Source organism: Maribellus sp. CM-23 (genome assembly GCF_021354595.1).
GTDB lineage: Bacteria > Bacteroidota > Bacteroidia > Bacteroidales > Prolixibacteraceae > Draconibacterium.
Window position 1 is genome coordinate 305105 of the sequence record NZ_JADWYJ010000001.1, and the last position, 22143, is coordinate 327247.

23 protein-coding genes are annotated in these 22143 nt (G+C 45.5%); 6 read left to right on the forward strand and 17 right to left on the reverse strand.

Annotated elements, in window-relative coordinates:
* Position 1: 1 nt before the first annotated feature.
* From INQ51_RS01095 to INQ51_RS01110, 4 genes are all read right to left on the reverse strand, one after another.
* Positions 2 to 1297, reverse strand: a complete 1296-nt coding sequence (locus INQ51_RS01095) for a class II aldolase/adducin family protein (protein ID WP_233376053.1) — start codon at positions 1295 to 1297, stop codon at positions 2 to 4.
* A 578-nt stretch (positions 1298 to 1875) separates the two neighbouring features.
* Positions 1876 to 3468: an apolipoprotein N-acyltransferase gene (lnt, locus tag INQ51_RS01100; RefSeq protein WP_233376054.1), complete on the reverse strand. Its 1593-nt coding sequence runs from the start codon at positions 3466 to 3468 to the stop codon at positions 1876 to 1878.
* A gap of 8 nt (positions 3469 to 3476) precedes the next feature.
* Positions 3477 to 4391, reverse strand: coding sequence for a bifunctional metallophosphatase/5'-nucleotidase (locus INQ51_RS01105; RefSeq protein ID WP_233376055.1), 915 nt, complete (start codon positions 4389 to 4391; stop codon positions 3477 to 3479).
* On the reverse strand, positions 4384 to 5148 hold the full coding sequence (locus INQ51_RS01110; RefSeq protein WP_233376056.1) for a 5'-nucleotidase C-terminal domain-containing protein: 765 nt from the start codon (positions 5146 to 5148) through the stop codon (positions 4384 to 4386). The genes INQ51_RS01105 and INQ51_RS01110 overlap by 8 nt, the downstream gene beginning before the upstream one ends.
* Before the next feature lie 75 nt (positions 5149 to 5223).
* On the opposite strand from INQ51_RS01110, the gene INQ51_RS01115 reads away from it, so the two are divergent.
* Positions 5224 to 6276 carry an N-acetylmuramoyl-L-alanine amidase gene (locus tag INQ51_RS01115; RefSeq protein WP_233376057.1) on the forward strand — a complete coding sequence of 351 codons (1053 nt, stop codon included), beginning with the start codon at positions 5224 to 5226 and terminating at the stop codon, positions 6274 to 6276.
* A 595-nt stretch (positions 6277 to 6871) separates the two neighbouring features.
* Here the strand turns inward: INQ51_RS01115 and INQ51_RS01120 are convergent.
* Positions 6872 to 7459: a hypothetical protein gene (locus INQ51_RS01120; RefSeq protein WP_233376058.1), complete on the reverse strand. Its 588-nt coding sequence runs from the start codon at positions 7457 to 7459 to the stop codon at positions 6872 to 6874.
* 120 nt (positions 7460 to 7579) lie between these two features.
* Positions 7580 to 8128, reverse strand: coding sequence for a hypothetical protein (locus INQ51_RS01125; RefSeq protein ID WP_233376059.1), 549 nt, complete (start codon positions 8126 to 8128; stop codon positions 7580 to 7582).
* A 267-nt stretch (positions 8129 to 8395) separates the two neighbouring features.
* Between INQ51_RS01125 and INQ51_RS01130 the strand changes: the two genes are divergently transcribed.
* A complete protein-coding gene (locus INQ51_RS01130) occupies positions 8396 to 9829 on the forward strand; it encodes a sulfatase-like hydrolase/transferase (RefSeq protein ID WP_233376060.1) in 1434 nt (477 codons plus the stop codon).
* A 98-nt stretch (positions 9830 to 9927) separates the two neighbouring features.
* Positions 9928 to 10305, forward strand: a complete 378-nt coding sequence (locus INQ51_RS01135) for a thiol-disulfide oxidoreductase DCC family protein (RefSeq protein WP_233376061.1) — start codon at positions 9928 to 9930, stop codon at positions 10303 to 10305.
* On the opposite strand, the gene INQ51_RS01140 is transcribed toward INQ51_RS01135, so the two are convergent.
* The 8 genes from INQ51_RS01140 to INQ51_RS01175 form a co-directional block, all read right to left on the reverse strand.
* On the reverse strand, positions 10292 to 10834 hold the full coding sequence (locus tag INQ51_RS01140; RefSeq protein WP_233376062.1) for a DUF4924 family protein: 543 nt from the start codon (positions 10832 to 10834) through the stop codon (positions 10292 to 10294). The two genes, INQ51_RS01135 and INQ51_RS01140, sit on opposite strands and share 14 nt — an antisense overlap.
* A 139-nt stretch (positions 10835 to 10973) precedes the next feature.
* Positions 10974 to 11387, reverse strand: a complete 414-nt coding sequence (locus INQ51_RS01145) for an RNA-binding S4 domain-containing protein (RefSeq protein WP_233376063.1) — start codon at positions 11385 to 11387, stop codon at positions 10974 to 10976.
* Complete coding sequence (gene pth / locus INQ51_RS01150; RefSeq protein ID WP_233376064.1) at positions 11368 to 11931, reverse strand: aminoacyl-tRNA hydrolase; 564 nt, start codon at positions 11929 to 11931, stop codon at positions 11368 to 11370. The genes INQ51_RS01145 and pth overlap by 20 nt, the downstream gene beginning before the upstream one ends.
* Positions 11932 to 11949: 18 nt before the next feature.
* The gene (locus INQ51_RS01155) at positions 11950 to 12579 is read right to left on the reverse strand and encodes a 50S ribosomal protein L25/general stress protein Ctc (protein ID WP_233376065.1); all 630 of its coding nucleotides are present in this window, start codon (positions 12577 to 12579) and stop codon (positions 11950 to 11952) included.
* Positions 12580 to 12693: 114 nt separating this feature from the next.
* Entirely contained in the window at positions 12694 to 13629 is a 936-nt protein-coding gene (locus tag INQ51_RS01160; protein WP_233376066.1) for a ribose-phosphate pyrophosphokinase, read from the reverse strand.
* Between the two features lie 102 nt (positions 13630 to 13731).
* Positions 13732 to 14337, reverse strand: a complete 606-nt coding sequence (yihA, locus tag INQ51_RS01165; RefSeq protein ID WP_233376067.1) for a ribosome biogenesis GTP-binding protein YihA/YsxC — start codon at positions 14335 to 14337, stop codon at positions 13732 to 13734.
* 42 nt (positions 14338 to 14379) lie between these two features.
* Positions 14380 to 15363 (reverse strand): type I phosphomannose isomerase catalytic subunit, encoded by a 984-nt coding sequence (locus tag INQ51_RS01170; protein ID WP_233376068.1) that lies wholly within the window; start codon positions 15361 to 15363, stop codon positions 14380 to 14382.
* A 57-nt stretch (positions 15364 to 15420) separates the two neighbouring features.
* Entirely contained in the window at positions 15421 to 15720 is a 300-nt protein-coding gene (locus tag INQ51_RS01175) for a Dabb family protein (RefSeq protein WP_233376069.1), read from the reverse strand.
* A 114-nt stretch (positions 15721 to 15834) separates the two neighbouring features.
* On the opposite strand from INQ51_RS01175, the gene udk reads away from it, so the two are divergent.
* From udk to INQ51_RS01190, 3 genes are all read left to right on the forward strand, one after another.
* Positions 15835 to 16449, forward strand: a complete 615-nt coding sequence (gene udk / locus INQ51_RS01180) for a uridine kinase (RefSeq protein ID WP_233376070.1) — start codon at positions 15835 to 15837, stop codon at positions 16447 to 16449.
* Positions 16449 to 17171, forward strand: a complete 723-nt coding sequence (locus INQ51_RS01185; protein ID WP_233376071.1) for a ribonuclease H-like domain-containing protein — start codon at positions 16449 to 16451, stop codon at positions 17169 to 17171. The genes udk and INQ51_RS01185 overlap by 1 nt, the downstream gene beginning before the upstream one ends.
* Before the next feature lie 231 nt (positions 17172 to 17402).
* Complete coding sequence (locus INQ51_RS01190) at positions 17403 to 18839, forward strand: DUF389 domain-containing protein (RefSeq protein ID WP_233376072.1); 1437 nt, start codon at positions 17403 to 17405, stop codon at positions 18837 to 18839.
* Positions 18840 to 18899: 60 nt separating this feature from the next.
* Here INQ51_RS01190 and smpB read toward each other — a convergent pair whose 3' ends face one another.
* The 3 genes from smpB to uvrB form a co-directional block, all read right to left on the reverse strand.
* Positions 18900 to 19361, reverse strand: a complete 462-nt coding sequence (gene smpB, locus INQ51_RS01195) for an SsrA-binding protein SmpB (RefSeq protein WP_233376073.1) — start codon at positions 19359 to 19361, stop codon at positions 18900 to 18902.
* Between the two features lie 45 nt (positions 19362 to 19406).
* Positions 19407 to 19943, reverse strand: coding sequence for a Yip1 family protein (locus tag INQ51_RS01200; protein WP_233376074.1), 537 nt, complete (start codon positions 19941 to 19943; stop codon positions 19407 to 19409).
* A 152-nt stretch (positions 19944 to 20095) separates the two neighbouring features.
* Positions 20096 to 22126, reverse strand: coding sequence for an excinuclease ABC subunit UvrB (uvrB, locus tag INQ51_RS01205; protein ID WP_233376075.1), 2031 nt, complete (start codon positions 22124 to 22126; stop codon positions 20096 to 20098).
* Between the last annotated feature and the right edge of the window lie 17 nt (positions 22127 to 22143).

The following is a 22143-nucleotide window of genomic DNA, read 5'->3' on the forward strand; positions in this document are numbered from 1 at the left end:
CTTACGACAAAAACTTCTTTCGAAGGGCTTCCACCTGCTGATCATTAATAGGCACCAACTTGCCCAGCGAAGCTCCCATCGTCAGCGACTTGGCGCTAAACTCGGCCACTTCAAGCCGGTCGAAAGTGCCAAGCAATTTATCGCCGGTTACCAGTACCGAGTCGTTGTTAATAATCACCGCCGGCGTATTTTCCGACAAGGTATTCAGGATGGCTTCCTGGCCGGCGAAATGCGAGCCAAAAGGCATGTTCGGAATGTCCTGCAGGAAAATCCAGCTCTCGGGAATGGTACGCACATCCATTTTCTCGCCGGTTACGCTGTAAGCCATCAGATAAGGGCTCTGCGTCAGAATAATGGAGTTGACATGCGGATTGCGTTTGTAAATCTCCTGGTGAAGCCAGGTGGATCGGCTGGGGACTTTCCCGGGTTCGCGTTTCCCGTCTTTGATCTGAACAATGTCTTTCAACTGAATGTCCCAACGAGCCACATTGGGAGGCGTAATCAGAAAATCGTTTCCACGCCAGCGAACCGAAACCGTTCCGTAAGAGCTGATCATCAATCCCTGATCGCAGGCACGCAATACAATGCGCTGGATCTGTTCGCGAATGGCTCTTTCATCCGATGGATGTTCCACCTCGTCCATCTCGGGCAAAAGGCGCGGTATCTGGCTTTCAAATTCGTTGATTTGCTCGTCGGTCAGGTAATTGGGTGTTCCGATCGTGCTACCGTTGATCAGCGTCCGGGCACAAAATTCCATGGTTTCAAAACGCTGGTAAGCGTCGCTCAAATCATGCCCGCCAACCACCGTACCATGGTTTTCCATGATCACCGAGTTGAATCCTTTGTCGAACTCACGGGCAATTACAGTTCCCAGTTCTTCGCTACCCGGCAGTTCGTAGGGAGCATACCCGATGGGACCGCACACGTGTTTTGCCTGCGGAATAACATTGGTATTGGGTATTTCCCGAACAATGCTAAATGAAACCAGTGCCGGCGGATGCGCGTGGATTACCGCTTTAATATCGGGGCGGCTTTTGTATATGGCAATGTGAAACGGATATTCCGAAGAAGGCTTGTGTCTGCCTTCAATACTTCCGTCGCTTTTTACACAAACAATATCGGTAGGACGCAAGGTTCCTTTGTCGATAGCAGAAGGAGTTACCCACACATCCCCGTTTTCGTCAATAATCGAAATGTTACCTCCCGAAGTCGTTGTCAACCCGCTTCGGTAGATCTTATCAATAATCATGGTAATCTGGTCGCGGGGGTGCATCCATCTGGTATTAAGCTTCCTCATTTTGTTTCAAATTTTTACTTGAATATTTGATACAAATTTAGAACTCCCCATGCGAATCGTCATCCTGTAATGACCTGTTTTTACCTTCTTTCTTTGCTTTTGCTCGTATTTTCAGTCTTTCATCCTGAAAATCTTCTTATGTCATATTTAGCCAGGTCTTACCCTACTATTTTTCAAACCCTTAGAGACTATCATCATAATAATTCTTATTGTGAAGTGCCATTTTAGAGCTTGAATATTCGGGCCAATTTTAATAAACTAACCAACAATGCATTACATTGAAACCGGTAAGAATTAACATCTAAAATTTGCATATACCAAAGGTTACAGCTACATTTGAGACATACAAAACGAGTTCTTTAAATAGATTAAGATACTGTCCGCATTAATTCAAAAATTGGTAAACTCAACAGAAAAAATTAAACCGAGGACGCTCTTTATGGTTGCTAAAACAGGCCTTGTAGTCCCGAGTATTCGGGGTGAGTCTTCTGACCGATGGAAGTTTGATCAACCGGGCACTCAAATCCTGTTATACAGGGGTTTTACACATGATGAATTGATGCGGATTTTTTGTGTCCCTACCTGAACCGTTTCACCACCAAAAGCAACACCAGCAAAACACTTAAAAACAAAGCCACACGGGCGATATAGTCTCCGTGTTTGACATAGAACGTCAATTCGCTGTTTGCATTGATGCTTCCCGATATGGCCGCTTCCTGCCACCAGGGCGTTGGCTGGCTGACATCGCCCCGCTGATTGATAAAGCACGAAATACCCGTGTTGGCAGAACGCGCAATACTCCGGCGGGTTTCAATGGCCCGTAAACGCGCAAACGACATGTGTTGCTTGTAGCCCGGTGTGTTTTTCCACCAGCCGTCGTTGGTGATAATAAAAATGAGTTCGGCACCCTTTTTCACATAATCGGTCACGTATTCGCCAAACACCGACTCGTAACAAATAACGGGCGCCACCTTTGTTCCGTCAGCCGAAACAAAATTGCTGGCTGCTTCCTGCCGCCCCAGGCTTCCCGTGGTTCCTCCAATGTTGATCACAATGTCGCGAATAAAACCCAGGTATTTCATAAAAGGCATTTTCTCCACCCCCACTACCAGCTTCGATTTGTGGTAAATCTGCTCTTCACTGTTTCTATCCAGAAAGATGGCCGTATTGAAGCGGTCGTAACTGGTTCCGTCCTGCGAAGTTCGTGCAGTGAGTGTAGCCTCGGCCTTGTTGTGGTAGACTTTATAGGAAGACACGCCGAATAATAGCTCGGCATGATCGTAATTATTCATAAAGCCCTTCATACTGCGCACAAAGCCATTGCTGTTCAATTCGGCTTCGTTCCAGTACCCCGGGTTCTCAAAAACCGTTTCGGGACCCACAATAAAATCGGTATTGTTATCCGTCACACTGGCGGCCAGTTTCAGAAAATTGTCTCTCTTTTTTGTTTCGGCCCGCATATCGTATTCTTCGGAATAAGGATCCACATTGGGCTGCACAATCGCCACCTGTTTGGGCTTATTTTCCTCTTTGTAACCGGCATACATGCTCCATGAAATGATAAGTGGCACAAACAGCGCCACCGTCGTACTTACCAGCGAAATCACACGCTCGCGGTTGGCAATCCTCTCCTGCAGCTGAACCAGCAGTTTGAAGATGAGAATGTTCATAGCCAGTACCCACAAAGTGCCGCCAAAGGTTCCGGTAAACTCGTACCACTGAATCATTTTCACATTGTTGGCAAAGCCATTGCCCAGTTGCAGCCAGGGCCATTCAATGTCCCAGTGAAAGTGAAAATACTCAAACGAAATCCAGAACACCGCCAGGCAGATATACCCTAAGTTTGAGCGGAATTTTCGCCGTGCCATGTGCGCCAGCCAAAGCACCAGCGACATCAGAAAGGAATTGGTAATGATGGCCATGGCTGCGCCAACAAGCGTCGCATGCATGATCCACCAGGTAGTGAGAATATTCCAGGTAAAGACAGCCAGGAAAGCATGCCCCCAGAAAGACACACTGCGGTATTCCTCTTTCCGGTCGACAAAAAACTTATCGATCACCAGCAGCGGAAGAAAGGCGATAAACAATATCCAACCGGGAAATCCCAACCAGGCCAGACTTAACAAAACTCCGGAAAAAAGTGATAAAAGTAACCGTTGAGTGCGCTTCATTGGTTGATTTATGATTCAAGGTTTCTAGAAATGAGTTGCTTTTTATGCTTTTGGTTGCGGTCGAACACAAAATCTATTTTACCAACCATTAAACCACCCCACCACGCCTGGTTCACAATCACCGGTTCTCCGGCTTTGTTTTTCTCCACCATCGGTTCTTCCAGGTAAGTATGTGTATGCCCGCCAATGATCAGGTCGGTCGCCGATGTTTCGGCTGCCAGCACCAGGTCGCTCACTTTGTTGCTTTTGTATTTCAGCCCAAGGTGCGACAAACAGATCACCAGGTCACATTCCTTTTCATTCTTTAAAAACGATTCCATTTCGAGTGCCACCCGAACCGGATCGTTAAAAACGGTATTCCCGTAATTGCGTTTGCTCACCAGCCCTTCGAGCTCAATGCCCACGGCATAAACGCCTATTTTAATGCCTTTGCGCGTAAATATTCTGTAGCGGTCAAATTTCCCGGCTAAAAGCGTATCCGAAAAATCGTAGTTCGAACTAATGATCGGGAATTTTGCGTTGGGTAGCGGATCGGCAATGCCCTTCAGGCCGTTGTCGAACTCGTGGTTACCAATGGTCCCCAGATCGTACCCGGCCGCGCTCATTACCTTTAGCATCAGCTCGCCTTTGAAATAGTTGAAGTACGGCGTTCCCTGGAACATATCACCCGCATCGAACAAAAGCGTGTTAGGATTGACAGCGCGTTGCTGTTTCACCAACTCTGAAATACGTGCCAGTCCACCTTTGTTGACATAGCGCTCGTTGCCTTCGCCAAAAGGCTCGATGTGGCAGTGCAAGTCGTTGGTATGCAGTATGCTGATGGTTACAAAATCGTCGCTGGCCAGCAAATCAAGAGGCGTAAGTCCCAAACCGATGCCCGCCGAACCGGCTGCCACATTCCGGATAAAATGTCTTCTATTCATGGCTGATCCTCCCATCCAGTTTTACCTGCAAATGCTCGTTGTTCTTTTGTTTTTCTTCCAGGTGTTGAATAATCAGGTCCCGGATCAATATTCCCGGGCTCACATATTGTAAACGTTCTTTCAAAACATCGAGGCCATCGCCGCCACCGGCTACGTAGTCGTTGGTTACCAGCCAGTAGGTTTTGTCGGCGTCAAAATCCTGCCCGCCAATTTGTATATCTTCAGCCTTCTCGTCTGAAATTTTAAACCGGGCACCTCCCACACTGTCGCCACCCTTGCGGGCCACGTAATTCAAAAATTCCTTCAGGGTGCTGCCCTTTAGTTCCAGGTAAACCAGTTCGTTCTCGAAGGGCATTAATTCATACACCTTCCCCACGGTTATATTCCCTTTGGGCAAAGCAGTCCTGATTCCGCCATAATTAAAAAACGAAACCGACGGAACGATCTTTTCCTGCCGAGCCACGTCAGTTTTGGCGGCTTCTTCGAGCAAAAGATCCCCCAGAAAATTGGTTAACAAACTTTCGGGCTTGTCTTTTTCCATCTCTTCTTCCGAAAAAGAAATCACCCGGTTCATGTCTTTATCCAGCATATTCTTGTACGGAAGATACAAGCGAACAATGTTGCTATCCAGTGGGTTGGTTTCTTCGGCCACCGGAATGTTCTTCAGTTCCACCCCGGTTTGTACTACGGGGTTCTGGCAGGATATGACAAACGTCAATAGAGTTATTAACAGCGCGTGGCTGATAGAATGTCGCATAAACAAAAGAAATTTATGTGCGTTACCTTTATTTTAGCATGAAAGTCGTTTACTGTAAACAGAAATAAACTTCATATGTTTAAGGCAAACTTACATATAAAATCACTTGTTAAGCTTATCTATTTAATAATTTTGGTTACCGCTTTTCTGCCGTATGATGCAGGCGCACAAACAAAAGAAGTGGTAGCGGAGAAAGGCGATGGAATTTACCGGCTTTTAAAACGCCACGGAATTTCGGCCACCGATTATTTACAGGATTTTATTTCGCTGAACAAAGAGGCACTGGGCAAAGACAACACGCTGATTGCCGGGGTAAAATACAAACTTCCGGATGTGGCTGCTGCCGCTACCAGTGTTACAGAACAGCCGGTGGCAGCAAAAACTGGTCTCAGAACCGAACACTACCCCATATTTGGCAAGAAATACGAAAATGTAGTGATTGAAAGCGAACAGCTGAAAGGCGCGGTTTATTACCTGATGGCAGGGCATGGAGGCCCCGACCCGGGAGCGCTGGGAAAATACAACAACCACCTGGTGGCCGAAGACGAATATGCCTATGATGTGACGCTGAGACTGGCCCGCAACCTGATTTCGGAAGGAGCCACGGTTTACATGATCACCATCGATCCCAACGACGGTATCCGCGACGACAGCTACCTGAAAGTGGACAAAGACGAGGTTTGCTACCCACGGCTTACCATTCCGCTGAACCAGATCAAGCGCCTGCGCCAGCGTTCGGATGCCGTGAATAAACTCTATGTAAAACACCGGGGTTCTTTTCAGCGTATGATTGCCGTTCATGTGGATTCGCGCAGCAGGGCCGAAAACATCGATGTGTTTTTCTACCACGATAAACGAAGCGAAACCGGCGAAAAAGCCGCCAAAATATTGCTGGAAACCTTTGCACAAAAATACCGTGAGCACCAGCCCGGACGCGGATACGGTGGAACCGTAACAGAAAGAAACCTGTATGTGGTAAAAAACACCTACCCGCCGGCGGTGTACATCGAACTCGGGAATGTAAACCACCAGCGCGACATCCAGCGACTGATTATGCCCGGCAACCGACAGGCACTGGCCTACTGGCTATACGAAGGGCTGGTTCAGGATTTTAAAACCAACAAATAATAAGGCACTGGCCTGTAAAATAGAAGAGCCGCTCTTTCTGGTAAAGAGCGGCTCTTTTATTTGCGGCTTAGCGGGAAGGCTACCCTACACACGCCAACACAAAAAAACAGCTAATACACTGATTACAAGAAGCCGCCGCAGCTGGGAGTAATGAAATTGTCAGGCGACAAGAGCATCCCGCAGTTCAGCGTAGCAACATTGTCGGGCGACAATACCGTGCCGCAATCCGGAGAACCTGGTGCGTCGCCGGTTGCAAAGTCGCCGCAGATGAGCGCGCTAACATTGTCGGGCGACGAAAGTATGCCGCAGACCGGAGTAGCAACATTGTCGGGCGACGAAAACCTCCCGCTATTCAGCGTAGTAACACGGACGCACGTCGCAAAGGCTTCTCCAATCCGAGAAGTCATCTCAACGGGCAACACAAAGCCCCCGCTGTTTTGAAAAGCTATATCGTCGGGAGACGAAAGGCCGCCGCCGCTGCCGCACGATTGCATCGTGTGGCATTGTTAAAAGTTGGATTTTGTAAACCACGCGATAGAATCGCGCGAGAGCGGGGGCTTTGTTGTTTTTCAATCAAACTTTGATTTTAATCTTCTCACCATTTTTCGATTTTCGACTTTTCGATGATTCCGTAATTGACAAATTTATCCGTTGTAATCAGGTTTGCTTTGGCAACTCCTTCGCCAAAATCCTGGGTGTCAATTTTTGATGTGACATTTATCCATTCTTCATCCACACTTAATACAATTGAAGAATCCTTATACAATAGGTGAACGGTTCCGTTTGATTCCACATCTGTTATCTTAAATGCCCCTTTTTCATAAGGCAATTCATAAATCCCCGTAAGTCCGGTTCCAGCACCTCCACCAGCTAAACCACTTAAACTAATGCCGTTTCCGTAAATTACTTTCAATGATTTATTGATTGAAAGATCGATATCTCCTGATAAAATTTCATTTTCAGCATTAAACGTATAAGTAGGAAAATCTACTTGCGGACCTTCAATATAATTTCCTTCGATTAGCTCACCGTTTGTATTTACATGATGGTCAATAAAAATACATTTGTCGGAATTTATTATCCAATTTTCTTCTTGATTTTTCTCGCAGCCGGAAACAAGCAATAAACTGACGCCGGCAATTACAATCGTAATTAGTCCATTTTTAAAGTTATTTATTTTCATAATAGTTCGAATTTAAAGGTTATTTTTTATTGACTATGCTGCTGCGCGACTGCGTCGTGTAGCATTACCATAAGTTGAAGATCTTTTAAAACCATGCGATGCAATCTCGTGGGAGCGAGGTTACCAACTGACAGTTTCTTTTATTTTAAATTCCTTTTTTAGTGTTTCTGCAAACTTGTCAAACTGAAACATGCGCGTATTAATTTTTATTTTCGTTTCCTGCTTCTCAATCTCCTTTTTGGTATTTCTAAACTCGTATTTTAGAATTAAGGTGTCATAGAAGATTTTGGGTACAAATCCATTTACAACATAACTTTTGTCAGAAGCCAGGTCATAAAATCCCTTTTTATAATCAAATTCCACTAAACCTGTCAAAGGAATTTCAAAGTCTAAATATTTAGTAATTGTATATTTTACCATTATTTTGTTCGAGGTAAGAATAAGTCGCCCACTATAATTTGCAAGGTACCAATAAACAGCTATTGCATATGCCAATATGTAAATGAAAGGTCCCCAGAAATTGTCTCCATTCAATACTGCATTGACAACAAAAAGAATGGATGTCACTGCACAAAAATAGAGTGAGATTGGGTTCTTTGTTTTATATAGAAGTTTATCCATTTGCCCTTTTTGCTGCTGTTGATAACTACGCATAACGCGACTTGTCATGATATTTTCAGTATCTCTTTTTTAAACCTCTAATAGGGTGGTATAACATCACCTATTCTCTTGAATCGCTAAAATTCCGGAAATTCTCAGCAATCACTCCTGCCTGTTCTGTGTTGATTGCAGTTGCGTACTCAAGGCCTTTACTTTTAACTTGTTCTAAAATAAATATAAAAAGTATTCCTGCTGCCGGTGAAGCATATGTTTTAGGTCAGTCTCCTAAGTTCAAACCTGCTTATTCTTTTTACTTTTACTGGAAAATCGAAGGTTATGAACAAACTATTCCCGCTCTTACTCCTTGTTTTCACCCTTGCAACTTCGTGCAACCAGCACCAACCGGAAAAGGGCCGGCCCAATTTCCTGTTTATTTTTGCCGACGACATGACTTACGAAGGCATTCGCAGTCACGGCAACCCCGAGGTAATTACCCCCAACCTGGACAAGCTAAGCGAGGCGGGAGTCAGTTTCACACATTCGTACAACATGGGAGGCTGGAACGGAGCGATATGTGTGGCCAGCCGGGCCATGTTAAACACGGGAAGGTTTTTGTGGAGAGCGCAGGCGGCGCAAAACAATTACCAGCCCATGAAAGACCAGGGGCAATTCTGGAGCCTGCTGCTGGCCAATGCCGGCTACGAAACCTACATGACCGGCAAATGGCATGTTTCGATTCCGGCCGACAGCTTGTTTATGCACGTAAGAGACATTCGGCCCGGGATGCCCAAAAGTGTTCCGGAAGCTTACAACCGGCCACTTTCGCCGGCTGACACCACCTGGTTGCCGTGGCATACGCAATACGGCGGCTATTGGGAAGGAGGCAAACACTGGAGCGAAGTGGTGGGCGACAATGCCATCGATTTTCTGGATCAGGCGCAGGAAAGCGAAAAGCCTTTCTTTATGTACCTGGCGTTTAATGCTCCGCACGATCCCCGCCAGTCGCCAAAAAAATACGTGGATATGTATCCGGTGGAAAACATAAAAGTGCCCGAAAACTACCTGGAACTGTATCCTTACAAAGACAGCATTGGCTGTGGGCCTGGCCTCCGCGACGAAAAACTGGCGCCCTTCCCCCGCACTGAATATTCGATACAAACGCACCGCCAGGAGTATTACGCCATTATCACACACCTGGACGATCAGCTCGGAAGAATCGTTTCGCATTTAAAACAAACCGGGCAGGATAAAAATACCTACATCCTCTTTAGCGCCGACCACGGCCTTGCGGTTGGACACCACGGCCTGGTAGGAAAACAAAACATGTACGACCATAGTATGAGAGTGCCGCTGATCGTTGTTGGCCCCAATATTCCGGAAAATGAGAAACGCGACATGCAGGTTTACCTGCAGGACATAATGGCTACCACCCTCGACCTGGCCGGAATTGAAAAGCCCGCGTACATTGATTTCAACAGCCTGATGCCGCTCGTGAATAACGAGAAACAAAGCTCGTACAACGAAATATACGGCGCCTACATCAACCTGCAACGTATGGTAAGAACCGATCGCTATAAACTGATCGTGTACCCGCGGGTTCCGAAAATCCTGTTGTTTGACCTCGAAAAAGATCCGCTGGAAACTGTTGACTTATCGGAGCAACCGGAGTTTCAGGAAATAAAAACACAACTGATTTTCCGTTTAAAAGAGCAGCAAAAACAAATGGATGATCCGCTGGATCTGCACACTTTTTTCCCTGATCTTTTTTAGCATACGGAGGCACTTTTATTACCGGCAATCAGTTGTGGGTAAAAGGTAACGACACCGGAAAACAAAACCATCATTGCGCATCTTTGTTATCATCCAACATGGGCAACGATAAAAACATACTTCTTTTTGATGGGGTGTGCAATTTGTGCAACCACTCGGTAGATTTTGTGCTGAAACGGGATAGAACAAAGCAGTTTTACTATGTTTCGCTGCAATCGGAGGAAGGAAAAAAGCTGGTGGAACACTACCGGATACCCTCGGATACCGACTCGGTTATCTTGATCAGAAACACGAAAGTATTTACCGAATCGGAAGCCGCCGTTGAGATAGCCCAAATGTTGCCCGTTCCGTGGAAATGGCTGTCAGTATTGCGATTTCTTCCGCGCGGGTGGCGAGACGGTCTTTACCGGTGGGTTGCCCGGAACCGCTACCGGTGGTTTGGAAAAAGGGAGAACTGCCGCATTATTCAAAACTGAATTCGTCCTTTTCAAAATCGCGATACAGTTTCGACAACCCGCCCAGCCACTTGCTGATTCGTTGGATGGCTTCGGTAGTATCTAGCGATACTTCCTTGTGTTGCATTTTTAGCAAGAGAAATCCATACACAGCCGTAATACCCATCTCCACGTCGCTTTTGGCCTCCGGGTTTTTCTGGCTAAGTTCCTGAATAAGGCCTGCAACGGTTTTAAATGTTTGTGTGTAGGCCGCGTCCTTTCCGGTTTCCATCAGTTTCAGATGAAACTCGTTCACATCGGCAATCAGGTTGGTCAGAAATTGCAGGTGCCCTTTTTCCCTGATCTGCTCGCGCTCCATCATCAGAATCAGGTTCGCATACCAGTCGGTAATGGCTGCTTTTGTTTTTTCGTCGGCTTTGTAGCCACTCACCAGCCGCTGTTCAATCAGTTCCATATCCAGCTTGAACGCCCGGATCAAATCTTCCACCTGGTATAAGTACAAAATGTACTCAACTATGTTCTCTTTTCGTTTTTGTTTGGCTACCAGCATATCTTGAGTTCTTTATATAATTTAGAGTTCAGTGTTCAAAGTTCAGAGCTCAAATACTTGTAGCTCGTGGCTAGCAGCTAATTTTAGCATTCAAGCATTCTCCCTCCCTCAATCCTTCACCAGGTCAATCCTTCAATTCCTACTCCTCATCCCACCAGTCGAAGAATTCATCCAGGTCGCGCCGGTCTTTCTTGGTAGGTCGGCCGGTTCCCCTATCCCGTACGCTCCAGCGCATGTGCTTTTGCATTTCGAGCAGGTCGAGCTCTTCCTGCGGTGTAACGTCTGCGGCGAAATCGAACACCAGTTTGGCCCCCATGCGTTTTTCCGTCAGGTCGAGCACCTTAAACGACCGGGTAATTGGCGACTTCCGGACCTTCACAGTTTCACCTTTGTGAATTTCGCGCGAAGGTTTTACCTGCTGGTCACCCACCGAAACCTGTCCTTTGCGGCATGCTTCGGTAGCCTGACTGCGGGTTTTAAATATCCGCACGGCCCATAACCACTTATCTATCCTGACTCCGCCTGCCACCTTACTATTTTTTGTTGTACACATTCATGGTGCGATCAACCCCGATGGTTCCAAAACTCTGGATAATTTCGATGCAGTCGATAAACTTAAAAGGAAGTTCTTTCTGTTCCTCCTTGCTCCAGTCGCCCAGCACATAATCCACCTGAAATCCTTTCGGGAAACCGTCCCCGATTCCAAATCGCAAACGCGCATAGTCGTTGCGCCCCAACACCTGGTTGATATTTTCGAGCCCGTTGTGACCACCTGCGCCACCTTTGCCACGCACCCGAATGGTTCCAAACGGCAAGGCAAGATCGTCGACCAGCACCAGCAGGTGTTTAATATCGATGTTCTCTTTTTGCAACCAGTAATTGACCGCTCTGCCACTCAGGTTCATGTAAGTGGTGGGTTTTAGCAATACAAAAGTACGGCCTTTGAATTTGTATTCACTTACAAACCCGTAACGGCCATCGTTAAAACTAATATTGGACGCCTCAGCGAGTGCGTCCAATATTTGAAAGCCAATATTATGGCGAGTATTTTTGTATTCTGGTCCTATATTACCGAGACCGGCAATTAAGTACTTCACACAAGTATCTTTAAAGGTTTATTCTTCGCTTGCAGGAGCTTCTTCTGAAGTTTCTTCTTCCTCATCGTCACCTGTTGCCAAAGCAGCACCAGCGGCTGATCTTGCAGCCCTTGTCATAGCTACGCTGACAATAACGTTTGATTTTTGATCCAGGAACTCTACTTTATCCGATTTAAGGTCGGCTACTTTAATACTCTGTCCCAAACCTAATTTGGTAACATCGATATCAATTGTATCCGGCAGGTCGGTAGCAAGTGCTTTCACTTTCAAACGACGCAGGTTGATATTTAATTTACCCCCTACTCTGATACCTTTTGCGTGACCAGAGATTTTAACAGGAACAGCCACTTTAATTGGCTTGTCTTCTGCAATCTGAAGGAAATCGACATGAAGAACAACTTCTTCTACCGAATGCCACTGAATATCCTGCATGATTGCTTTGTATACTTTGCCATCAATTTCAAGATCGATCAAAAATACGTTAGGCGTATAAATCAACTGACGCATTTCAGCAAAATCAACTGCAAAATGAATCGGAGTCTCACCACCGTACAATACAGCTGGAGCTTTCTCTTCTGCGCGCAGTTTTTTGGAATCTTTTTTTCCAAGGGAAGAACGCAGTTCCCCTTTAATTGCTACTGATTTCATTTTAATAATTTAATTTAATAATTATGGTACTCAGCCCTTCCGTCAGCTGACGGACAAACAGCATGCATAACTACTATGCCTCTGCTTTCGGAAAAAGCGGTGCAAAAATAGAAATTATTTGTAATATAACGAACTTATTGACTGATTTTTATACACCCTGCGAATAGCCTCAGCAAAGGCATCGGCAGTGGAGATGTACTTGATTTTACTGCTTCCGGCATTGGGTTTTATCGAGTCGGTAAAATACACTTCCTCCAGTTCCGATTTTTCAATGCGTTCAACAGCCGGTCCTGAAAGCACCCCGTGTGCAGCAAAAGCTCTCACAGTACGCGCTCCTTCTTTTTTCATCAGGTTCGCAGCTTTTGTAATTGTCCCCGCTGTATCGATGATATCGTCCACAATAATCACATCTTTGCCTTTTACCTCACCAATCACGGTCATGTTACCCACTTCGTTCGGACGTGCACGGGTTTTATGACAGATCACGATACCGGTTTCCAGCATTTTTGCGTAGGTATTGGCACGTTTGGTTCCACCCACATCGGGCGAAGCGATCACTACATCTTTCAGTCCCATTTTTTCGATAAACGGAACAAACAACGTGGAAGCATACAAGTGATCAACCGGAACATTGAAGAATCCCTGGATCTGGTCAGCATGTAAATCCATGGTAATCAGCCGGTCGATTCCTGCGGTAGAAAGCAGGTCGGCAACCAGTTTGGCACCAATCGAAACCCGGGGTTTGTCTTTGCGGTCCTGGCGTGCATAACCAAAATACGGAACCACAGCAATTACCTTGTAGGCACTTGCCCGCTTGGCGGCATCAACCATCAGCAACAATTCCAGCAGGTTATCGGCTGAAGGAGGTGTTGACTGAACGATGAAAACATGCGATCCGCGAATAGTTTCTTCGTAACAGGGTTCAAACTCGCCGTCGGCAAATACCGGGCACGACGAATGTCCCAAATCAACATCCAGACTGTCGCAAATCTTTTCGGTTAAATATCGGGTGGTTCTTCCGGTGAAAATTTTTAGTGGGTGATTTTTCATTCCCTATAGTTTTTTATTTGAATCCAATTAGGAATATGCCGCAAAGTTATAACTTTCGGTTCAATCTGTTTTATCCGGGAGCAGTTTTGACACCTTCAGTGCTTAAATATTCCCGGCATTTTTGTTCACACTATCAATATAAGTTAGTATTTCTTCTTTCCCAAGGCCTGTTTCCGAGGACGATACCAAATAGTGAGGCATCACTTCCCAGGTCTCAAACATTTTTTCTTCGTAAGCTTTCAGATTGGCTTCCAGTTCCACCGGCCTCAGTTTATCCGACTTGGTAAATATAATGCTGAAAGGAATCTGGCTAACCCCCAGCCACTCCATAAAATCGAGATCGACTTTTTGTGCCGGATGACGCGAATCGATCAGCACAAACAGACAATACAAATTTTCTCTTTTCAGGATGTAGTTGCGAAGCATTTTTTCCCATTTCAGCCGCTCCACCTTTGGAACCTGCGCATATCCGTACCCGGGTAAATCGACCAGAAACCAGTCTTTATCGATCAGAAAATGATTGATCAGACGCGTTTTACCAGGCTTCCCGGATATTTTGGCCAGTGTTTTCTTGTTGGTCAGCATATTGATCAAAGAAGATTTCCCCACGTTTGAACGGCCAATAAAAGCATACTCCGGGCGATTACCTGCCGGACATTTTTCGACATCAGTATTGCTTACTACAAACTGAGCTTCTTTGATCTCCATAAAAATATATTTGAATGAGTCCTGAAGTTATAAATTATTCTGCTATTTGATGTAAACTTCCAGCAGTTTCACTTTTCCGCTTTTGGGTTTTAACTGTATTCCTTCCAGGCTGGCCGGAATCAAAACGGTTTCTCCCATTTCAACAGTTTCGCTTCCGCTTTCCGACACAATCTCGAAACTTCCTTCCATGGTCATGTAAATAACGAACGAATCAATATCGTTGTAATCTTTTTCCAGTTCACGGTCGAATTCAACAATGTTGGTGGTGAAATACGGACAGCTGACAATTTCGACAGCCTGGTTCAACTCGGTCTGGTATTTTGCCTTGTACTCGCTCGAATACGAAAAGTCGATGGCATCGAGTGCCAGTTCGGTGTGCAATTCACGCTCGTTTCCTTTGTCGTCTTTGCGGTTGTAATCAAAAATACGATAGGTTACATCAGAAGTTTGCTGAATTTCAGCTACCAGACAACCTTTTCCAATCGCATGTACACGCCCCGCCGGAATAAAAAACACATCGCCCACTTCTGCCTCATCGTAATGCAGCAAGTCGGTGATTTTTCCGGCATTAAACGCTTTCAGGTATTGCTCGCGATCCACCGGCTGGTTAAAGCCTGAATTGATCAAAGCGCCGTCTTCTGCACCGGCCACGTACCACATTTCGGTTTTTCCGTAGGCATTGTGCCGCTCTTTCGACAATTTATCATCCGGATGAACCTGGATCGACAGATCGTCCTGTGCATCGATGAACTTGATCAGCAACGGAAATTCCTGCCCGAACTTCTCGTATATTTTATCACCCACCAGGTCGCCCATGTATATTTCGATGATCTCGTTCAGGTCGTTTCCGGCCAGAAAACCATTGCTCACCACCGAAATGTTACCTTCCACTCCCGAAATTTCCCAGCTCTCGCCGCAATTCGGCAAATCGCCGTAATCTTTGTTCAGGATGGTACGCATGCGGTTACCGCCCCAGATTTTTTCGTGAAATATGGGTTTAAATTTTATTGGATATAAACTGTTCATGTTAACTGTTTTTATAGGAAACTAACCCATGGCGGCCAGTCATCCGGATTAAAGAAACTAGAAATTGAAATCGACAGCGGCCCGGGCTTCTACAACTCCACCAATGTAAGCGGCCACTTTCACATGCTCGGGATGAACCCTGTAAACGTCCAGTCCTTCCACACTTTCGAAATGTGTAATCAGCGCCAGATCAAAACTTTTTGAATCCAACTCGTAGTTCTCTCCTACCTCGATGTACTTCAACTCGTCAATTTTTCCTTTCAGTCCCAGCAACATCTCCTTGATGTTGGCGATTATCTGACTCTTCTCTTCGGCAGGATATGCTTTCAGTTTAAAAAGAACGACATGGTTAATCATTGCTGTCTATTTTTTGTAAATTGTGCTTTCAATGCTGCGAAATTAGTGTTTTCTTAGCACAAAAATTTAATCTTTCTGCTGTGTTTGGGAAAGATAACAATTAATTAGAGGACCATGCTGATCATTGGTATCGCCGGTGGAACCGGATCGGGAAAAACTACCGTGGTAAAAAAAATAAGTGAGCAATTCTCGAGAAACGAGGTTGCTGTGTTATCACACGACTCGTATTACTACGACAACAGCCATTTGGCACTGGAAGAACGCCGCAAAAAGAATTTCGACCATCCCGATTCCATCGAATTCGACCTGATGATCGAGCATGTAAAAAAACTAAAAACCGGACAAGCGATCAACGAACCGGTTTATTCGTTTATTACCTGCACCCGGCAGGAAGAAACCAATACCGTTGAGCCCAAACACGTGCTTATTATCGAAGGAATATTGTGCCTTACCAATAAAGTTCTGCGCGAGTTGATGGATATTAAGGTGTATGTGGATTGCGATTCCGACGTTAGGCTGGCAAGAGTAATTCAGCGCGACATGGAGGAACGGGGCCGTAATGTGGAGCAGATTCTGACCCGTTATCATCAAACCGTTCGCCCGAGCCATCTTCAATTCATCGAGCCAACCAAGAGGTATGCTGATATTATTGTTCCGCAGGGTGGAAAAAATAAAATCGCCATACAAATTCTGACCAACCACATTCTGCAAACATTAAAAAATCAGTGATGTTACACAATTTAAACATCGAAGAGATTTTATTCCTCGACATTGAAACAGTACCTCTCGCACCTGAATATACCGAGCTTACCGAGCGCTGGCAGGAATTGTGGGAACACAAAATGCAGTTTCAGATCAATGCCGGCGAACCCGCAGATGCCCTGTATGAAAGGGCAGGTATTTATGCCGAATTTGGCCGGATCGTTTGCATATCAACCGGTTACGTGGTGCAAAAAAAAGGAGAGCCTTATTTTAGGGTGAAGTCGTTTTACCATGAAGATGAGAAGTTGCTCATTCAGAATTTTTTCAATGCCTTAAACCGCTTTTCGAAAGCCGGGAAACGCAGACTTTGTGCGCACAACGGGCAGGAGTTTGACTTTCCGTACATTGCACGCCGTGCTTTGGTCAACAACGTCAACCTTCCGAAGGTGCTCGATATTGCCGGTGCCAAACCCTGGGAAGTAAAAGATGTGCTGATCGACACGCTCCAACTATGGAAATTTGGCGATTACAAACATTATACTTCGTTGTCGTTGCTTTGCGAACTCTTTAACATTCCAACGCCGAAAGATGATATTGACGGAAGCCAGGTAGCAAAGGTTTACTGGGAAGACAAAGATGTGGACCGCATTATTCAGTATTGTGAAAAGGATACACTGGCGGTAGCCAACCTTTTGCTGAAATACAAAGGTGACCCCATTATTCCGTTCGAAAACCTGGAAAGTGTTTGATTATACAAACAAGCTTACTGCCAACGGAAAATGTGAAAGTATGCCGGATTCCGGCTTCAATAAATGTTGTTGCCGATCCGTATAAATTCATGGTCCGACTAAACTCCGCAGGAATATTAGCTGTTAATTAGTTAAAATTATCACAGAAAAAGCTGTTTGTACGTTCCATTGTGTATCGCACATTCTGATTTTTTCTACATTTCGATCCAAGTACAATAAACAATACCAACAATGGCAAAAAAGAGCGAACTATACCACTTAACAATTGCTGTACGCCGTTTTCTGCGTTCCATATTGAATATAAAAGACGGGACCGACATAGAATCAACCATTGCAGGAATTAAACGCGACATTGGTTTTCGCGGCCCAACCGCCTGGATTCTTATTTTCTCCATATTTATAGCATCTATCGGGCTGAATGTCAACTCAACAGCGGTTATTATCGGCGCCATGTTAATTTCGCCCTTAATGGGACCGATCCTCGGAATTGGCTTATCCATCGGCACCAACGATATTGAAACACTCATTCGTTCCTTAAAAAACCTGGGGATTGCGGTTTCCATATCGCTGATAACTTCCACTCTGTACTTTATGATTACCCCGCTGAATATAGAGCAGTCGGAATTGCTGGCACGCACGGAACCTACTATTCTGGATGTGATGGTGGCACTGTTTGGTGGCTTCGCCGGGATTGTGGCTGGTTCGAGAAAGGAAAAAACCAACGTAATACCGGGTGTTGCCATTGCTACTGCCCTGATGCCTCCTTTGTGTACCGCAGGTTACGGACTGGCGACCATGAAGATGAGTTATTTCCTCGGAGCTTTTTACCTGTTCTTTATTAACTCTGTTTTTATCAGCCTTGCAACTTTCCTGGTTGTCAGATATTTAAAATTTCCGGTTGTTTCGTACATCGATCCCGCGAGGATAAAAAAATACCGGAATATATCGGTTTCATTCCTTGTACTGACCATTATCCCAAGCGCCATCATTTTTTACAAGGTGATACAGGAAACGCGTTTCAACATTGCTTCGGAAAATTTTATCAAAGAGAAAGCCGTTTTTGCCGGCAGTGAACTCATCAACAAGAAAATCTCCTACTCCGATACTTTATCCACCATTGACCTGTATTACATCGGGCAGGAGATTTCGGATGAGAAAATAGGTTTTCTGCAAAACATGCTAGCCAACTATGGCTTAAGCGGGCAAAAACACTTTTCCATCACCAAGAAAACACAGGTGAGGGTTCACCAGGACAAAGACAACAGCGCGGCTTTCGAACAAAAAATGGCGGATTTGAGTTCTGATCTCCGGCTAAAAATTCTGGAAGATATTTATGCCAAGAATGAACAGATTGTGCAGGACAAGGAAACAAAAATCAGGCTGCTGGAGCAGGAAGTATTGCGTTTAAGCAAGCGAGACACCTTCCCCTTTCAGCAAATTGACACGGAGTTAAAATTTCATTTCAGCAATATTGACAAATTTGCTTTTGCCGAAATTACACAGCTGAGCTCAAGAAAAGATTCACTTGTTTACGATACCATCCCCACGTTACTTGTGAATTACAAAGAATCGATTGTAGGGAGCCAAGTTCACGAAGAGAATAACAAAATAAACGAGTGGCTTCGGATCCGGTTTAATAATCCTAAGATATCAGTTATTAATTATTAGAAAATTCTCCGCGCATAGAAATACGCTGGTTCTGTTCTGAAATGATACCCGATGAAACGATTAGAATTTCATCATCCGGTCGATATCGCGTTTCGCGTCTTTTTCTTTCAGCGTTTCGCGTTTATCGTAGGTTTTCTTACCGCGTGCCAGTGCAATTTCAAGCTTTGCCAGGCCGCGGTCGTTCACAAACAGCTTAACCGGCACAATGGTGAATCCGGATTCCTTTACTTTTTTCGCCAGCTTATCCAGTTCTTTTCGGTTAAGGAGCAGCTTGCGGTCGCGTTTGGCAATGTGATTGTTGCAGGTTCCAAGTTCGTATTCAGAAATATGCAGGTTGATCACATACAACTCGTTACGCACAAACTGGCAATACGAATCGGTCAAGTTAACCTTTCCTCCGCGGATGGATTTGATCTCGGTCCCCACCAGTTTCATGCCCGCTACCAAGCGTTCCACCAGTTCGTATTCGAAGGTGGCCTTCTTATTTTTGATGCTTATATTTTGCTTTGGTGCGTGTGCCATTTTTAAATTATTAGTTGTACGTGTATGTGGTCAGCAATGCTTTAATCAATAATATGCATTCAGCAGTTTCGACAAGAACACACTTAAAAAACTGAATACAAAAAAGTTAACCACAATGGTGATCAATATATAACTGCTTTCTTTGTTTTCGGGCAAAGTTAACAGGTTGCGAGCGCCTACCCAAAACAGGTAAAAGCTGTACACTCCCACTATGTCGAGAACATACAAAAACGGGAACATTCCGGTAAGCAACGACACCAGTAAAATCGGAGTCATGGAATAAACCACCAGTTTCCGGGCTGCCGCAGCATCCTTTTCTCCGCCAAAAGTCTTCATTAGTTCGGTGGTAAAAAACACACCCAGAAAATACATCAATACAAAAAGCACGACTTCCCGAATGGCTTTCAGCAGCGGGTACTCGATAAAGAAATCGGTTCTTTTAAAGAACTCGCCGATAAAAACCGCCACTGCTACCGCCAGCACAATGGGCAACATGTATGTCAGCCACAGTTTTGCGCCGCTCTCTTCCTTGTCCTTTTGTGCCTGCCAAAACTCCTTTGGAGTAAACAGCAGTTCTTTCACTTGAGCAATTATGTTTGAAAATGAGAATTCCATCCCCTGAAAATTTGCTGCAAAATTACACTTTCTATCAAATTTAGGAAATTTTTCGATCGGCAGTAATGTGTTTAGAACAGCCACACAGCGTACATTCCACCTCTCATGCAGGTAGCTCTTTATTTTTCCAGCTCTCTTCTCCGCTCCTGAAGGATGTTTTGCAAGGCAAACATTTCGTCACGCAAACGGGCGGCTTCAATAAAATCGAGCTCTTTGGCAGCGGCTTTCATCTGCTTTTGCGTTTTGTCGATGGCTTTCTCCAGCCCGTCGATACTCATGTACTGCACCACCGGATCGGCTGCAATATCGGGCTGTCCCATTCCTCCTTCGTATTGTGGTTGCTTGTCGCTGCGGTATTCGTAGCCAATGATTTCGCGCGTTGGTTTCACAATCGCTCTGGGCGTAATATTGTTTTCTTGGTTGTATTTCAGCTGTTTCTCGCGCCGGTAATTGGTAGAATCGATGGTTCTTTTCATCGAATCGGTCATTTTATCCGCATACATAATTACCATCCCGTTGAGGTTACGTGCAGCACGCCCCGCCGTTTGGGTAAGTGACCGTTCCGAGCGCAGAAACCCTTCCTTATCGGCATCCAGAATAGCTACCAGCGAAACTTCGGGCAAATCGAGACCTTCCCTCAAAAGGTTAATCCCCACCAGCACATCAAATTCGCCTTTCCGAAGTTGCTCCATAATCTCGATCCGTTCCATCGTATCCACATCCGAGTGAATGTAACGCGTCTTCACGCCCATGTTCAGGAGGTATTTAGAGAGTTCTTCCGCCATCCGTTTGGTCAATGTGGTTACCAGCACCCGTTCGTCCTTTTCAACCCGCAGGTTGATTTCGTGCATCAAATCGTCGATTTGGTTGGCACTGGGCCGCACATCAATAATCGGATCCAGCAAGCCGGTCGGGCGAATGATCTGTTCCACCACCACGCCTTCACTTTTTACCAGTTCGTAATCGGCCGGGGTGGCGCTCACATAAATTACCTGGTTCACAAGGTTCTCAAACTCTTCGAAACGCAAAGGCCGGTTATCAATGGCTGCCGGCAAACGGAATCCATATTCCACCAAATTCACCTTTCGCGAATTATCGCCGCCGTACATCGCACGTATCTGCGGAATGGTAACATGGCTTTCGTCGATCACCGTCAGAAAATCATCCGGAAAATAATCGAGCAAACAGAAAGGTCGTGTACCCGCGGCTCTTCCGTCGAAATAACGCGAGTAATTTTCAATGCCCGGACAGTAGCCCAGTTCACGCATCATTTCCATGTCGTATTCGGTGCGCTCCAGTATCCGTTTGGCTTCAAGTGGTTTCCCAATTTCCTTGAAAAAGTCTACCTGCTTCACAAGGTCATCCTGAATCTGATGAATGGCTGATTTCATCCGGTCTTTGGTGGTCACAAAAATATTCGCCGGATAAATGGTTACCTGTTCCAGACGTTCAATGGTTAAACCGTCAGCCGGGTCAAAACTGCTTATCTCTTCAATTTCGTCACCCCAGAAAGTGATGCGGTAAGCCACATCGGCATAAGCCGGGTAAATATCCACATTATCCCCCCGCACCCTGAAATTTCCACGCTGAAACTCGGCTTCACTGCGCGAATACAAGGCATCCACCAATTGCCTGAGCATGGCATTCCGGGAAACCTTCTCCCCCACATTTACCGTGGTTACATTGGCATGAAAATCTTCCGGATTACCGATACCGTAAAGACACGACACCGACGAAACCACAATTACATCGCGGCGCCCCGAAAGAAGCGCAGAAGTCGCACTCAACCGGAGCTTCTCAATATCCTGGTTGATCGACAGATCCTTTTCGATGTACGTATCGCTAGTGGGCAAATAAGCCTCGGGCTGGTAATAGTCGTAGTACGACACAAAATACTCCACCGAGTTGTTCGGAAAGAACTGTTTCATCTCGCTGTACAACTGCGCTGCCAGGGTTTTGTTATGGCTCAGCACAAGCGTTGGGCGTTGTACTTTTTCGATAACATTGGCCACCGTAAACGTTTTTCCCGACCCGGTAACCCCCAGCAAAGTCTGAAAGCGCTCACCGCTTGTTATGCCGTCAGTCAGCTGTACAATTGCTTCGGGCTGATCGCCAGTGGGCTGATAATCTGCTACTACCTTAAAATCCATCCTGCAAACTTACAAAT

Coding starts and splice junctions, on each gene's coding strand:
- INQ51_RS01095 (WP_233376053.1), bottom strand. CDS start 1,297: ATGAGGAAGCTTAATACCAGATGGATGCACCCCCGCGACCAGATTACC.
- lnt (WP_233376054.1), bottom strand. CDS start 3,468: ATGAAGCGCACTCAACGGTTACTTTTATCACTTTTTTCCGGAGTTTTG.
- INQ51_RS01105 (WP_233376055.1), bottom strand. CDS start 4,391: ATGAATAGAAGACATTTTATCCGGAATGTGGCAGCCGGTTCGGCGGGC.
- INQ51_RS01110 (WP_233376056.1), bottom strand. CDS start 5,148: ATGCGACATTCTATCAGCCACGCGCTGTTAATAACTCTATTGACGTTT.
- INQ51_RS01115 (WP_233376057.1), top strand. CDS start 5,224: ATGTTTAAGGCAAACTTACATATAAAATCACTTGTTAAGCTTATCTAT.
- INQ51_RS01120 (WP_233376058.1), bottom strand. CDS start 7,459: ATGAAAATAAATAACTTTAAAAATGGACTAATTACGATTGTAATTGCC.
- INQ51_RS01125 (WP_233376059.1), bottom strand. CDS start 8,128: ATGACAAGTCGCGTTATGCGTAGTTATCAACAGCAGCAAAAAGGGCAA.
- INQ51_RS01130 (WP_233376060.1), top strand. CDS start 8,396: ATGAACAAACTATTCCCGCTCTTACTCCTTGTTTTCACCCTTGCAACT.
- INQ51_RS01135 (WP_233376061.1), top strand. CDS start 9,928: ATGGGCAACGATAAAAACATACTTCTTTTTGATGGGGTGTGCAATTTG.
- INQ51_RS01140 (WP_233376062.1), bottom strand. CDS start 10,834: ATGCTGGTAGCCAAACAAAAACGAAAAGAGAACATAGTTGAGTACATT.
- INQ51_RS01145 (WP_233376063.1), bottom strand. CDS start 11,387: ATGTGTACAACAAAAAATAGTAAGGTGGCAGGCGGAGTCAGGATAGAT.
- INQ51_RS01155 (WP_233376065.1), bottom strand. CDS start 12,579: ATGAAATCAGTAGCAATTAAAGGGGAACTGCGTTCTTCCCTTGGAAAA.
- INQ51_RS01160 (WP_233376066.1), bottom strand. CDS start 13,629: ATGAAAAATCACCCACTAAAAATTTTCACCGGAAGAACCACCCGATAT.
- yihA (WP_233376067.1), bottom strand. CDS start 14,337: ATGGAGATCAAAGAAGCTCAGTTTGTAGTAAGCAATACTGATGTCGAA.
- INQ51_RS01170 (WP_233376068.1), bottom strand. CDS start 15,363: ATGAACAGTTTATATCCAATAAAATTTAAACCCATATTTCACGAAAAA.
- INQ51_RS01175 (WP_233376069.1), bottom strand. CDS start 15,720: ATGATTAACCATGTCGTTCTTTTTAAACTGAAAGCATATCCTGCCGAA.
- udk (WP_233376070.1), top strand. CDS start 15,835: ATGCTGATCATTGGTATCGCCGGTGGAACCGGATCGGGAAAAACTACC.
- INQ51_RS01185 (WP_233376071.1), top strand. CDS start 16,449: ATGTTACACAATTTAAACATCGAAGAGATTTTATTCCTCGACATTGAA.
- INQ51_RS01190 (WP_233376072.1), top strand. CDS start 17,403: ATGGCAAAAAAGAGCGAACTATACCACTTAACAATTGCTGTACGCCGT.
- smpB (WP_233376073.1), bottom strand. CDS start 19,361: ATGGCACACGCACCAAAGCAAAATATAAGCATCAAAAATAAGAAGGCC.
- uvrB (WP_233376075.1), bottom strand. CDS start 22,126: ATGGATTTTAAGGTAGTAGCAGATTATCAGCCCACTGGCGATCAGCCC.